This window comes from Prevotella sp. S7-1-8, assembly GCF_000758925.1.
Classification (GTDB): Bacteria; Bacteroidota; Bacteroidia; order Bacteroidales; family Bacteroidaceae; genus Prevotella.
In genome coordinates this window covers 15318-29912 of the sequence record NZ_JRNC01000031.1, presented here as the reverse complement: position 1 = coordinate 29912, position 14595 = coordinate 15318, and the positions used below count along the sequence as shown (strand labels likewise).

At 45.3% G+C, this 14595-nt stretch carries 11 protein-coding genes and 2 tRNA genes; 3 read left to right on the top strand and 10 right to left on the bottom strand.

What is annotated here, in order from left to right; genetic code table 11:
• Window position 1: 1 nt before the first annotated feature.
• The 4 genes from gcvH to bcp all read right to left on the bottom strand — a co-directional run bounded on the left by gcvH (window position 2) and on the right by bcp (window position 5412).
• Complete coding sequence (gcvH, locus tag HMPREF1640_RS04565; RefSeq protein WP_036892811.1) at window positions 2-361, bottom strand: glycine cleavage system protein GcvH; 360 nt, start codon at window positions 359-361, stop codon at window positions 2-4.
• 22 nt (window positions 362-383) lie between these two features.
• Window positions 384-1469, bottom strand: a complete 1086-nt coding sequence (gene gcvT / locus HMPREF1640_RS04560; protein ID WP_036892810.1) for a glycine cleavage system aminomethyltransferase GcvT — start codon at window positions 1467-1469, stop codon at window positions 384-386.
• 548 nt (window positions 1470-2017) lie between these two features.
• A complete protein-coding gene (gene thrA, locus HMPREF1640_RS04555; protein ID WP_036892809.1) occupies window positions 2018-4453 on the bottom strand; it encodes a bifunctional aspartate kinase/homoserine dehydrogenase I in 2436 nt (811 codons plus the stop codon).
• A 506-nt stretch (window positions 4454-4959) separates the two neighbouring features.
• Window positions 4960-5412: a thioredoxin-dependent thiol peroxidase gene (gene bcp / locus HMPREF1640_RS04550; RefSeq protein WP_036892808.1), complete on the bottom strand. Its 453-nt coding sequence runs from the start codon at window positions 5410-5412 to the stop codon at window positions 4960-4962.
• Window positions 5413-5613: 201 nt separating this feature from the next.
• Here bcp and HMPREF1640_RS04545 point away from each other — a divergent pair, with 201 nt between their 5' ends.
• The 3 genes from HMPREF1640_RS04545 to HMPREF1640_RS04535 are packed head-to-tail and all read left to right on the top strand — an operon-like array spanning window position 5614 to window position 8873.
• Window positions 5614-6753: a dTDP-glucose 4,6-dehydratase gene (locus HMPREF1640_RS04545; RefSeq protein WP_036892807.1), complete on the top strand. Its 1140-nt coding sequence runs from the start codon at window positions 5614-5616 to the stop codon at window positions 6751-6753.
• Between the two features lie 22 nt (window positions 6754-6775).
• Entirely contained in the window at window positions 6776-7828 is a 1053-nt protein-coding gene (locus HMPREF1640_RS04540; RefSeq protein WP_036892805.1) for a mannose-1-phosphate guanylyltransferase, read from the top strand.
• Window positions 7829-7835: 7 nt separating this feature from the next.
• Window positions 7836-8873, top strand: a complete 1038-nt coding sequence (locus HMPREF1640_RS04535) for a type I phosphomannose isomerase catalytic subunit (protein WP_036892803.1) — start codon at window positions 7836-7838, stop codon at window positions 8871-8873.
• A 537-nt stretch (window positions 8874-9410) separates the two neighbouring features.
• On the opposite strand, the gene HMPREF1640_RS04530 is transcribed toward HMPREF1640_RS04535, so the two are convergent.
• From HMPREF1640_RS04530 to HMPREF1640_RS04505, 6 genes are all read right to left on the bottom strand, one after another.
• Window positions 9411-11102 carry a peptide MFS transporter gene (locus HMPREF1640_RS04530; RefSeq protein ID WP_036892801.1) on the bottom strand — a complete coding sequence of 564 codons (1692 nt, stop codon included), beginning with the start codon at window positions 11100-11102 and terminating at the stop codon, window positions 9411-9413.
• A 48-nt stretch (window positions 11103-11150) separates the two neighbouring features.
• The gene (locus HMPREF1640_RS04525) at window positions 11151-11918 is read right to left on the bottom strand and encodes a porin family protein (protein ID WP_036892799.1); all 768 of its coding nucleotides are present in this window, start codon (window positions 11916-11918) and stop codon (window positions 11151-11153) included.
• Between the two features lie 3 nt (window positions 11919-11921).
• Window positions 11922-13238 carry a LysM peptidoglycan-binding domain-containing protein gene (locus HMPREF1640_RS04520; protein ID WP_052051703.1) on the bottom strand — a complete coding sequence of 439 codons (1317 nt, stop codon included), beginning with the start codon at window positions 13236-13238 and terminating at the stop codon, window positions 11922-11924.
• A gap of 279 nt (window positions 13239-13517) precedes the next feature.
• Window positions 13518-13589 (bottom strand) — tRNA-Glu (locus HMPREF1640_RS04515).
• 20 nt (window positions 13590-13609) lie between these two features.
• A tRNA-Ser gene (locus HMPREF1640_RS04510) sits at window positions 13610-13696 on the bottom strand.
• A 127-nt stretch (window positions 13697-13823) separates the two neighbouring features.
• Entirely contained in the window at window positions 13824-14327 is a 504-nt protein-coding gene (locus tag HMPREF1640_RS04505) for a helix-turn-helix domain-containing protein (RefSeq protein ID WP_036892797.1), read from the bottom strand.
• Window positions 14328-14595: the final 268 nt, after the last annotated feature.

The window sequence follows — 14595 nt, the reverse complement described above, 5'->3', positions numbered from 1 at the left end:
CTTATTGAACAGATGCGAGATAATCCTCTTCGCTCATCAGGTTTTCAAGTTCTGAGGGATCGGTGAGCTTAACTTTGATGATCCAGTTGGCGTTGGCATCTTTGTTGATGAGCGCCGGCTCGTCTTCCAAAGCCTCGTTCACCTCTACGACGACACCGCTTACCGGAGCTGTCAAGTCGCTGGCGGCCTTTACGCTCTCAACGGCTCCAAAGTCGTCGCCGGCCGAGAGTTCGTCGTCCACGTCGGGCATATCCACGTAGACAATGTTACCTAATGCTTTCTGGGCATAGTCTGTAATGCCGATGTAACCAAATTCGCCCTCTACGCGAACATATTCATGTGATTCACAGAAATAAGTCATAAAATAATATATTTAGGTTGTTTTATTTTTTGTAATGCTTCTCGTAGAATTTCTTTTTAACAATCGTTCCAGGCACCTTTTTCTTTCTAATCTGTATCTCCAAGGTGTCGCCAAGTTTGAATTCAGGGTCAAGCATGGCCACCGCGCAACTCTTGTCCGTGGAGATGAGCCGATAGCCAGTGGTTACTTCGCCCACTTCGCGGTCGCCTTTGAACACTTTGTAGCCATGCCGTGGAATGGCGTGCCCTTCCAGTTGGATGCCGCGTTGGCGTTTGGCTGGGCCTTCCGCTTTCTGCTGAAGCAACGCTTCCTTGCCGATAAACTCCGGTTTGTCAAACTTACAGAACATGCTCAATCCGGCCATCACCGGCGTGATGGTGTCTGAAAGCTCATTGCCATAAAGTGGCAATCCAACCTCGAAGCGTAAGGTGTCACGACATCCCAATCCACATGGAACACAGCGTTTGCTTGCCATGAGCTTGTCCCATAGGTCGACGATGTACTTGTGCGAGCCGTAAATTTCAAATCCATCCTCGCCGGTGTAACCCGTTCGGCTGACAATAACCTCGCCATCATTGTCATCAATGGTCTTCGCGGTATAGAATTTCAGGTCTTGGCAATCTATCCCAAGAACCTCTTTCATCACTTGTTCGGCCTCGGGGCCTTGCACGGCCAATTGCCCGTAACGGTCAGACGCGTTGTCAATCTGCACGTCGAAACCATCCGCGTTCTTGGTGACCCACTCCACATCCTTGTCAATGTTGGCCGCGTTCATAACGATGAGAAACTCTTCTTTGCCCAGTTTGTATACCAAAACATCGTCCACGGTGCCACCATTGGGATAAAGCATCATGCCGTAAAAAATTTGGTAGACGGGCGCGTTGGACACGTCGTTGGTATAGATGTGGTTGACAAAACGCTCGGCATCTTTACCTTTTATAAAGAGTTCGCCCATGTGGGAAACGTCAAAGACACCACAATGCTGGCGTACAGCGTTGTGCTCTTCTATGATGGAAGAATACTGGATGGGCATGTCGAAGCCCCCAAAAGATTGGATGAGCGCACCCATATCGGCGTGACGCTCATAAAGACAGGTTTTTTTATTCAAGGTTTTTGTAGTATTATGGTTTTTGTTTTCTCAATTTTAAATGCAGTGTCAACGTCGTGCCAATGCATATTCGTATCAGGTTTAAGATTGTTGCCCGTCTAAACCTCTGACAAGAGGATGATGATGTGCACAATGCTCTGTGTTTTTTCTATGTCTGCAAACTTAAGAAAAAGTTTTGAGATAAATAGATATTAATCATAAAAAATTGTCAATATTCTAATCTTTTTTGGAAAAAAAAATAATGCGTTCAATATATTGGACGCATTATAATGTGGCATATTGATAGTTGTGGGTACTTTTCTACGCCAGTCTATTCGTTTCTTATTTGTTCTGAAGTTGCATAGTGAAAGATATATCGCCATTATGCTATCATCAAGATTTGCTTGTCATTTGCATCAAAAAAACGTCCCGTTTTTTAGTTGTTCGCACATGACGACCTTGGGGTTGTTTATGTGATCATACCACTTTCTCCAAAAGAGAAGAAACGTTTTGTAACAGTTCTGTTTACGTTTTCTTTCGGCAGGGACACCTGAAAAGGCGGGCGGGTCTTACACGTTGGCAATGCTCATGATATTGGCGAACACGCCAGCCGCTGTAACGCTCGCCCCGGCGCCATAGCCTTGGATTTGCATGGGATATTCTTTATATCGTTCAGTGGTGAGCATGACGATATTATTGCTTCCTTCCAAACGATAGAAAGGGTGGTTGCGGTCCACCGCTTGCAGAGCGACTCGCGTTTCGCCCCCCTCCATTGTGGCCACAAATCGCCAGCGTTTGCGCTCCGCCTCGAGTTTGCCGCGTTTCTTTTCAAAATCTGCGTCAAGCTGTGGCAGCCTTTGCCAAAAATCTTCCACCGAGCCCTTAAAATATTCGTCGGGTACAAATAGCGATTTTTTTACGTCGTCCTGTTCCACTCGATAGCCTGCCTCGCGTGTCAAAATCACCAATTTTCTTATAACGTCTACGCCGCTCAGGTCTATTCTCGGGTCTGGCTCGGCATAGCCTTGCTGCCTTGCTCTCTTCACGGTCTCGGAGAACGGCACGGTTGCAGACAACTCGTTGAATATAAAATTGAGCGTGCCGCTAAGCACCGCCTCTATCTTCAAGATGCGGTCGCCGGAGTTTCTCAAGTCGTTAATGGTCCCGATAATGGGCAGCCCGGCGCCCACGTTGGTCTCATAAAGGAATTTTACTCCACGTGCCAAGGCCGTGTCTTTCAAAAGTCTGTAATTCTCGTATTTGGAACTGGCGGCTATCTTGTTGGCTGTCACCACGCTGATATTATGGCTTAAAAAAGATTGATACAGTGTCGCGACGTCTTTGGATGCGGTGCAATCCACGAACACGGAGTTAAAGATATTCATATCGAGAATATGGTCGCGCAAGTTCTCCGGGGTGCTTGGCGCAGACACTTTCAGCAATTCACGATAGTTGTCAAGGTCTAAACCCTCACGGTCGAATATCGCGTTTTTGGAACTTGCGATACCCACCACGTTGAGTTTCAGTTTGGAATGTTCTTTCAACTCCTCGTATTGAGTGCGGATTTGCTCAATAAGTTTGCCGCCAACAGTGCCTACGCCACAGATGAAAAGGTTGAGAACGTTATACTCTGACAGGAAAAAGGAGTCGTGAATGACATTGAGTGATTTGCGTAGATACTTCGTGTCAACCACAAATGAAATGTTGGTTTCTGAGGCACCTTGCGCAAAAGCTATGACGGAAATGCCGCTTCGGCCTAATGTCTCAAATAGTTTTCCAGCTATTCCGGGCGTGTGTTTCATGTTCTCGCCCACTATGGCAATGGTGGCTAAATCGCTTTCCGCTTGCATTGGCGCCATCGCGCCATCGTCAATCTCGGCCTTGAACTCTTTGTTGAGCACTTTTACGGCCGCTGCCGCATCCTCGTCCCGAACGCCTATGGATGTGGAGTTTTCTGACGATGCTTGCGCGACGAGAAACACGCTGATGCCTTTGTCGGCGAGCGCGGTGAATATTCGTCTGTTCACACCTATCACTCCCACCATCGAGAGACCGGACACGGTGATCAGTGTAGTGCCCTTGATACTTGAAATTCCACGGATAGCCTTGCTGTTATTCTCTATTTTGCCCTTAATAACCGTACCCCTATTTCCAGGATTAAAAGTGTTCTTGACATGTATCGGAATGTTTTTAATGCATACAGGATATATCGTAGGAGGATAGATAACCTTCGCGCCGAAGTTGCAAAGCTCCATAGCTTCCAGATAACTAAGTTCGTCAATAGTATAAGCTGACCGTATAACCTTGGGGTCGGCAGTCATAAAGCCGTCCACGTCTGTCCATATTTCTAAAGTTTTCGCGTCTAATGTGGCGGCAATAATAGCCGCCGTGTAATCAGAGCCTCCACGCCCAAGATTGGTGGTGTCGCCCGAATTTTTATCCGTGGCGATAAAACCCGGCACAAGAGAAACGCGTGGCAAATCTTTAAAAGAGTCTATAACCAATTTGGTTGTCAGCTCACTGTCAAGTGTGTTCTTGCCATTTACGACCTCTGTCTTGATAAACTCGCGCGCGTCATAGAGTTTTGAGCCCCGAACAAATGTGCTCACTATGTTTGAGCTTAAGCGCTCTCCATAACTCACGATGGTGTCTAAGGTTTTCTTGCTAAGGTCGTGTATGAGATATACTCCGTAATAGATGGAATGGAGCTCGGTAAGCAATGCGTCTACCTTATTAAATAACAGCTCGCGATCTTTGGTGTTGGTGATGATGGTATCGACGATTTTATGATGGCGCTCCACCATTTGCTCGTACTCTTTTTTCCAGTTTTCATCACCCTCAACAGCAAGTTGGGAGGTGGATATGAGTTTGTCGGTTATTCCGCCGAGCGCGCTTACAACGACGATAACAGGTTGGTGTCGCGCCTCTTTCTCTACAATGCGTTTTAAACTGTGAATACTCTCCACGGAACCTACTGATGTTCCGCCAAACTTCAATACTTTCATTGGTTTATCAAATCTTTAGTAATGTGATGCCACCCCTGAGACAAACAGGGCCGAAGCAAAACTTGAATGCAAAAATAATAATAATAATTGTGATGAGCAACGGAAATGTTGACAAACTGACAGCACGCGAAAACGAAAACCTATAAATTTCTTGTCGCATTCCTGACAAAATGGTAAGTACGTGGCATGAAGCAAGAAACGATTGGTTTCTTGCTTCGTAACTTGTGTGAGCAATAGGGAAGTTGTTGTCGATGATAATAGGCTGGTTCTAAAAAATAGCCGTGTCGGTATTAGGGTTTATTTCTGAATTGGAAAGAAACAGAATGTGACAGGGTGTTAATCATGTCTTTTTTTATGCTTTACGCAAGGGTATTTCTTGGACCCAGCCCTATTAAGGAAGGATAATGTTGCCTTGTTGTTTAAGGTGGCATGACAACCGACAAATTTTAAATAAGCAATAAATGTTTTTCGTTTCAAAGGGCGGAAACAGACGATCTTGTCGTCCACTATTCGCCTAATATTTGCTCCGCGTGCTCCTTCACCTTGATGTGCTTGGGTGTGAAGATCTTTTCTATGACACCGTTTTCGTCCGTGACGAATGTGGTCCGGAATGTTCCCATATAGGTTCGGCCGTACATTTTCTTCTCGCCATAAACACCTAACGCCTCCACTAATTTTTTATCGGTGTCGGCTATGAGTGGAAATGGTAGTTGATGTTTGTCGATGAATTTCTTGTGCGACTTCTCGTTTTGGATGCTTACGCCTACCACCGCATAGCCTTTGTCAAGAAAACGCTGGTAGTTATCACGTAAATTGCATGCCTCATTGGTGCATCCGGATGTCATATCCTTGGGGTATGTGTACAGCACCAACTTCTTGCCTTTGAAATCGCTCAGTTTAATTAGTTGCCCATCTTGGTCTTTGCCTAATACCTCAGGCAGTTTGTCTCCTATTTCCATGGTTGTATTTTTTTTTGATGTTAATAGTACAAAGTTACAAAAAAACGGTGACAAGCAAGCAAATGTCAGAATAAATGAACTCGGAGTCGTACGCTACGGATTGTTCTCAAACCGTTTTTGCCATTCCATAATTTAAAAATAGGGTACGAATTATACGACGTTATTATTTAATTTTTTTATCTTTGCAAAAAACATCATATTATGAATAAAGCAAGACATATTATCGTAACAGGTGGCGCAGGCTTCATAGGCAGCCATGTGGTCAGGCTTTTGACAAACAAGTATCCTGATTATCATATCATCAACGTGGATAAGTTGACTTATGCAGGCAATTTAGCGACGCTAAAAGACATAGAGGACAAACCGAATTACACTTTTGTAAAAGCCGATATCTGTGATTTTGACAAGATGTGCGAGCTGATGGCACGTTACCAAGTGGACGGCGTAATCCATTTGGCTGCTGAAAGTCATGTGGACAGAAGCATTAAGGACCCATTCTCATTCGCACAGACCAATGTGATGGGTACGCTAACTTTGTTACAAGCAGCGAGGCTTTATTGGGAAAGTTTGCCCGATGGCTATGAGGGCAAACGCTTCTATCACATATCTACAGATGAAGTTTATGGTGCACTGAGGCTAACCAATCCAGATGGCATAGAGTCTCCTTTTACTACCAAGGCGTCATCGGGACATCATCACGCTTACGGCTCGGATTTCTTCACGGAGGACAAAAAATACCAACCACACAGCCCCTATTCCGCGTCGAAGGCGAGTAGCGATCATTTTGTACGAGCTTTTCATGACACCTATGGAATGCCTGTTGTCGTGACCAATTGTTCCAATAATTATGGGCCATACCAGTTTCCGGAAAAGTTGCTACCCCTGTTTATCAACAATATCCGTCATCGCAAACCATTGCCTGTTTACGGCAAAGGCGAGAATGTGAGGGATTGGTTATACGTAGAGGACCATGCGAGAGCTATCGACTTGATATTCCACAAAGGAGCTGATGCGGAGACTTACAACATAGGCGGCTTTAATGAATGGAAAAATATAGATATTATCAAGCTGATCATCAAGACTGCTGATCGGTTGTTAGGCCGTCCTGAGGGTGCGGACGACGATTTGATTACATATGTCACTGATAGGCCGGGACACGACGCTCGCTATGCCATAGATAGTCGTAAATTGCAGCGCGAATTAGGATGGGAGCCGAGTTTGCAATTCGAGGAGGGTATAGAGCGTACCGTGAAATGGTATCTTGACAATCAAGCGTGGTTGGATAATGTGACATCTGGCGACTATCTCAAGTATTATGACGACATGTATAAAAATCGCTAATATAGCGTAACAATATTCTATTATGACAAACAACAATCATGTGGTAATCATGGCGGGAGGCATAGGAAGCCGTTTTTGGCCTATGAGTACGCCACAATACCCCAAGCAATTTATTGATGTGATGGGCGTAGGCAAATCGTTAATCCAACTCACTGTTGAGCGATTAGCCCCTCTTGCGCCTATGAATAATTTTTGGATAGTGACTGGACACGATTATGTCAATATTGTCAAAGACCAGCTTCCTGACATTCCTGATCAAAATATATTGGCCGAACCTGTCGCTCGCAACACTGCGCCATGTATCGCATACGCTTGTTGGAAAATAAAAACCAAGTTTCCTGACGCCAATATTGTGGTTACGCCATCGGACGCATTGGTTATAGACATAGCGGAATACCTTCGTGTTATCAAGCAGGCTTTGCGGTTTACGGCTGACAGTGACAACATTATGACTGTTGGCATACAGCCTACTCGCCCTGAAACAGGGTATGGATATATTGCCGCTGCCCACCAATTGGAGGATAGCGAAATATACAAGGTAGAGGCGTTTAAGGAGAAGCCTGATCTTGAAACGGCAAAAAAATATTTGGCTGATGGAAACTATTTTTGGAACGCTGGCATCTTCGTGTGGAATGTTAAAACCATTACAGCGGCTATCAATAAGTTTTGCCCAAGTTTGGCCGAGAAAATGAAGGATATGGCAAAAGATTTCTATACAGAACGAGAACAAGCCACATTGGCTCGCGTTTTTCCTACATGCGAAAAGATAAGTATAGATTATGCCGTGATGGAGAAATCGGACAGCATCTATACCCTGCCCGCCAATTTTGGATGGAGCGACCTTGGCAGTTGGGGCTCTTTGCGCACTTTGCTTGATAAGGATGGCGAGGGCAATGCGCATGTTGGTGACAAAGTGCGGTTGTATGATAGCAAAAACTGTGTGGTTCATGCACAAGACGCTCAACAAGTTGTGGTGCAAGGTTTGACCGATTACATCGTGGCTCTGCGTAATGGCAGGCTGTTGGTTTGCTCGTTGCATAACGAGCAATTGATAAAAGAATATTCAAAGGAATAGGTTTAAAATGTTTTCAAAATATTATCCATTGCTTTTTGAGCCAAATCTCCATACTGTGATATGGGGTGGTGACACGATTACTAAGTGGAAAGGCCTTCCAGCGAACGAAAAACTCATAGGTGAGTCATGGGAGGTTAGCGCTGTTCCATCAAGTGTTAACATTATTTCAAATGGCGAATATCGGGGAAAGAATTTAGTTGCTTTTATAGACTCAAATCCTGAAGAAATTCTCGGTTCTCATGTGGCACGGCAGTATCACAACCAATTGCCTTTGTTGGTGAAATTTATCGACGCTCGCCGTGACCTGTCTATTCAAGTGCATCCTAATGACGAAATGGCGCAAAGATTACACCATAAAAGAGGCAAGAGTGAGATGTGGTATGTCTTGGATGCGGCCCCGGGCTCTTTTCTCTATGCTGGATTTGCCAAATCATTGATATCAAATGGCAATGGAGATGTGGGCGCTAATCGTGAAACGGTTATCAACGCGTATCGCAGGAGGGTTGCCGATGGTACTATTGTTGATATGTTGGCCAAGCACGAGGTGAAAGCTGGCGACGTGTTTTATCTGCCCGCGGGCCGAGTGCATGCCATATGTGGTGGCATATTGCTGGCAGAGATACAACAAAGTAGCGACGTTACTTATCGTATCTATGATTACAACCGACTGGACATGGACGGCAAACCTCGAGAGTTGCATACGGAGCTGGCTGCCGAAGCTCTGGATTTTAGTGTCGAAGAGGGCTTTCGTACACAGTACAACTACGAGCCTGAGCGTCCCAATGTTCTGGTGGATAACGCTTCTTTTACGGTGAGAATAACGGAAACGACTTCGCCCTGTCATTTCAACTTGTTGGAAGAAGACAGCTTTGTCATCGTGATGTGTCTCAAGGGCGATTGCCGCATTGTGGTTCATGGTGCAACGGAGGCGGTACAATTAAAAGAAGGCTATAGCGCATTTATACCTGCCGCTGTGGCAAATTACAAAATCATTCCTGACAACAAGGATGGCTTCACAAAAGTACTTGATGCCTATGTGGGTTAGAAGAATTGGCGGTGGCCTTGCCATTGATTAACCAATGGGCGTTTTGTGTTCAGTGATGAAAACGGCGTTAGCTATGGATACCCTATAAAGCCATAGCTGATGGTTTGTCAGTATAACATTTTTTGTGCACTTATATACCTCCGCCCTCTTCTGAACGCCCCTCCTTCAGGGTAGAGTCGGAAAAGAAACTGTGCATTTTCCCATGTTGTGACTATGGTGTGTCTTAGATTGGTGAACTACATTTATTTTGTCACATTTATGGAAAAATCCAGACAAGACATCTAAAGACATCCTTGCCCAAGGGCAACAAAAGCGGCGCGACACCTGTCCTTGTTTGATTAGGGGGTGTTTCCTTGTTGAAAAAGAAAGCTCGAAGTCCGAGTTTGTGGAACTTCGAGCAAGATCATTATGTCCTTTTGAGTTTTACCGGAGAGCAATGTTTTTAATATTTACCTCATCATTCCCATGCCCAAACAGGTGATTGGACATGGGATGAAAAAAACAGTTTGCATCCATGAAAAAGCTCGTGGCATGTTCTTAGCAAACTTTCTCGAGTCTCCTCATCATGGAGAACATGAAAACTGCGGCAAGCAAGCAAAGGCCAATGAGAATGCCCCAAATGGCCGTAAGCGGCAGGTCACCCCAGAGACGGCCTGTGATTTGTACCGCATAATTGCCAATGGCTGTGGCCGCAAACCATCCGCCCATCATAGCTCCCTTAAGTTTTGGAGGAGCGACCTTGCTGACGAACGAGATGCCCATGGGGCTGAGCAAGAGTTCGGCAAACGTGAGCACAAGGTATGTACCTATGAGCAGGTTGGGTGATGCAGGGTTGGTGAGCGAGTTGGCGTCAGCGCTCAGGGCGGCGGGCGTTGGCATGCCTATGCTGCCAAAGGAGAGCAAACAGTAAGCCAAAGCGGCTATCAGCATGCCGTATGCGATCTTGCGAGGGGCTGTTGGCTCTTTGCCACTACGACCCAAGGCTGAGAACAACAGCAGGGAGAAAGGTGTAAGCGCTACCACAAAGAATGGATTGAACTGCTGGAATTGTTGAGGCAGGATGGTGAAACTGTCAGGCAATTCGAAATAGATGCTGGCAGCCCCCACCAAACTCAACGCAGCTACAACGCCAGCGATAGTCTTGCCCTTGCGTGTCTTTGACTGGAGGAACGAGAACAGTGAGTATATAAGAATGGCAAACAATGCCAATATCCATACATTGAAGCCCATTCGGGTGGCGCCTGTCACGGTGCTTGCGGTATAATCGCGCGCAAAATAGGTGAGTGTCAAGCCATTTTGGTGGAATGCCATCCAGAAGAAGATAACCACAACAAATACCAATATAAGGGCCGTTATGCGCTGACGAGTCTCTTGCGGAGTCAACTCTTCCTCTATCACGTTGGCATTGTTAGCAACCTTGGCATCTTCTACCATCTGCTTGGAGTTGCCCTCAACGTGCTTGAAAAGGCGGCGACATGAGAAATAGATTACGGCAGAAAGTATGAGCGACAAGCATGCGATGCCAAATCCATAGTTGTATGACCTTGACAAACTTTCTATGTACTGGTGTGCGAAAGTCACCAAATCGCCTGTATAGTTGGTGGCGATGGCCCCACTTTTGATGAGTCCTTGTACCAAATCCGTGTTGGCCTGCGAAACTGTGCCGTCAATGATTTGGTGTGCGATGGACGGAATGCGGCCATCGTAGATAAAGCCGTCGCGCCCCATCATCCAATTGGTCATGGCCGTGGCAGCGGTCGGGGCAAACATGGCGCCGATATTGATAGCCATATAGAATAATGAGAAAGCTGTATCGCGCTTGCTCGCGTAACGCTTGTCATCATACAGGTTACCCACCATCACTTGCAAGTTGCCTTTGAACAAGCCAGTGCCCAACGAAATAAGTGCCAATGCACCTATCATGCTCCAATAAGCCACATTGTCATTGGCAGGTATGGCCAACAGCAAGTAGCCTATAAACATAACGGCTAAGCCCGTGACGACCATCTTGCCATAGCCAAACTTGTCTGCCAAGATACCACCGATAAGTGGAAGAAAATAGATGCCGGCGAGGAATGCGGAATAGATGCCGGAGGCTTGCCCCTCGTCGAAACCAAACTTCGCCTGTAAGAAAAGCGTAAAAATGGCGATCATGGTGTAATAACCAAATCGTTCGCCAGTGTTGGCGAGGGCCAAGGCAAAGAGGCCCTTGGGTTGATTTTCAAACATACTTGATTTAATTTTAAAGGTTTATAATTTTAATATGTCATTCAATGGTTAGTGCCGGCGCGACTGGTTGCTGTGAGTTCCCCTGTATCGAGTAATGTCGAAAAGATAGGATAGCTTGAGCGTGATGGTTCCAAAATTGCTCGACCCGAAATAGTCTCGCTTGGAATCACCATAAATATTTGCCAATCCATAGTAATAACGCGCTTCAAGCAAGGTGTGTCCCATGTGCGGATGGCTGTATTCCAAACCCAAACCAGCGGTAATGCCATAGTCAAATTTATTCTCCACAGCCATGGTTTCTTGCGCCACGATGGTATTGGCCCGATCGGCCATGTTACGGGTCGCCAATTCAAAATTGCTCTTGGCGCTCTCGTTTAGATACCATCCGAATTGTGGTCCGGCGTTTAAAAAGAAATTGAAGCCACGCTCTTCTCTGCCCCATGCCAAATGTGCCAAGAAAGGAACTTGCACGTAATTAATGGCGCGACTGTACTCCTCGGGCTGGCCTGTCGCCCCGTTGATAACAGGCTGGTCATTCTTGTCGCGGATGTCCTCGCTCCAACCCATCTGCCCATAATTGACCTCTACTGCTACGGAAGCGATGGTGGCAAAATACTTTTCGACCGTGTAGCGCATTGAAAAGCCACCGGACAAACCTCCTTTCATCTTCTGTACAACCTTTGGCGTGAACCGAATGGTGGAAAGGTTATAGCCTCCATTCACGCCCACCGAAAAGGTATTGCGGCGCTCGCCCACCTGTGCGAAAACAGCGAGTGGCGTAAAAAATAGCAGTGTGATGATGAGATGCTTGGTCATGGGTTAATAAACGATAGATTCTATACCGCCTCCGGGGATAAAATGTATGAGCTGGAAAAAATCATTTTGCATGCCGGCAGATCCTACTTGCTTAAAAATTAACGGATTTTGCAAGGCTGTATAAGAATTTTGCTCCTTGCTCCCTACGAAGCTCCTGCCATATTTTTTCATGCCACGCAAGAAGAACTGCGCTTGGTCATAGCCCATGATAGCAAACCGTGGCAAAGCTGCCTGCATGTCCTGCCTGAACCATCGACGATAGTTTTGCTCTAAACGACGTGTTCTGCCATCCAACGGATTGTAGTAAAAATGTGTGGGAATATAGGTGTCAAAACGATGGAAACGCTCTGTGTTGTTTTCCGTATACATCAGCCATTCCGTATAACCGAAAAGTGAAATCTTTAACCTCGGATTGGCATTTTTTAGAGATTCTAACTTGGCTATTGCCACATTCAACTCGGGCGAGCGCCCTGTGTTGAGAATGACAACATTGGGCTTAGTCACGCTAAACGCTTTGGCAAACATGGTCTCGCTATTGTTCAAGTTTGTTATTTTGTAGTGTATGTTTTCGTTTTCCAACCTGTTGCGTAGGGCAAACGTAAAAATTCCTTTTTGAGAAGCGACATCGTTGCAGTCTATAAAAACTACGTTGGCATTAGGAAAATGACGCATAAAGGCATCGATCGCACCATTATTGAGCTTGTCCGCCGACTCCCAAACTTGGAAAATCTGTGGATACCTTGCCACGTCGTCGCCATTGATGGAAAATGGTATCACCATCTTGATATTGCGCGCCTTGCAAAATTCGGCCAATCCATGCACTTGATGACTATAGAGCGGCCCGAAAATAATATCGCATTGGGCAGCCTCGGCCTCCTTGGTTAAATGGGAAATGTCCGTGTCAATGTTTGCATTCCACGCATGAACATCAACGGACAAACCAGCTGCGCGCAAGTCGTCGCATGCCATGAGAAAGCCACGATAATATTCCACCATGCGCCTTCCGTCTCCATCAACATTGTGCAGGGGCAGCATTACGCCCACTTTCAAGGCATTCGTTTTTGGGGTGGATTGAACCGCGGGCCTGCTATATGGAATGAACACCATGTCACCTTTTTTCAGCTCATAGCCCTCGCTTTTCATATCAGGATTGGCATTTATCAGCTCTGGCATGGATATTCCATACTTTTTGGCAATGCCGAAGATGGTATCCTTCTTTTTCGCTTTATACATATCACGCCATTGGCCAGACTGTGCCATTGCCTCCATAGCGAAACACATGGTGACAACCATCAACAAATATATGGAAATTCTTCTCATTTGTTCACATACTAAATTTCATATAGTTGTGCAAAAATACAAAAGTTAGATGTAAAAATCGAATAAAAACATAAGAAATACACTGACAAAATTGCGCGCAAAAGCCGAATTTGAACAAAATTTCGGCAAAAAATCTATTTTGAAAATTAAAAGTTTAAGATTTTTGAGATTGTCCATTCGCCCAATGATGGAGTTTACAAGGTAACGAAACAAAGGAGACTGCGGTGCACAAAAAAAACCTTGGAACAGACTATCCAAGGTTTATTTGATTTTATTTTGTAGTCGATAGGGGAATCGAACCCCTATGCCAAGATTGAGAATCTTGTATCCTAACCATTAGATGAATCGACCATTTGAAGTTGTGACATCCGCGGAAGCTGGGGGATTCGAACCCCCGGTACGCTAACGCGCACGGCAGTTTAGCAAACTGCTGGTTTCAGCCACTCACCCAAACTTCCATTCCGAAGGGTTTGTCAACTTCGTTGCATTTTTGAAATGCGGTTGCAAAGGTAACGGATTTTTTTTGTATCGCCAAACGTTTCGTGATGTTTTTTCAAACAAAAAACATTAAACATGCTTGCGTCGCTATTTACGGTTATCCCAAACTCTGTTTGTTTTATTCTTGGAACCTGGCTTTCGGCCGCGTTTTTTGGGTTTGTCTTGGAGCACGGGGTGGCACTCCATTTGCTTCATTTTGTATTCGCGTGGTGTCATTCCGGTGTTCTTGAAGAATGAGGCATAAAATGATTGCCTATTGGAAAAGCCCACCGTGTCGGAAATTTCCTCCATGGTCAAATCCCTGTAGCGTTTATCTACCAACAGCGTCATAGCCTCCCTGATACGATAATAATTGACCAAAGAAGTGTAATTCATGTGGAACCTTACGTTCACGACGGCCGAGATATACCGAGTGTTGGTGCCCAAATCCTCAGCAAGACGTTTGGCGGAATAGTTCTTGTCACGATATTTTTTTTGGATAATGATAACATCGTTGATGCGCGCTTCGAGCTCATCCATCATCTGTGGACTTACCAAAGTCCTATACGAGGCCTCTTTTTCTTTTATTTCCGTAATGTTATACTTTGCCATGACTTAAGGATCTTGAATCGTTAGTAAGAACATATCGCAAAGATAATAAAGTTAAATTTATTTTCCAACATTTTCGATATTTTTTTTCTAAGATTTGTTTAATGTTTTTATGAATATCACGATGATTTTGTTATACCTTTATTGCGTTGTGCTCATCTTTCCATATCCTATGCGCCAAGCCACCATGCTGTTGTATATTTCCCCAAGATGACAAGATGGCCTTGGTTGGAAAACATGGGTCATGTGGAGTTTTTGCACACGCCTCATC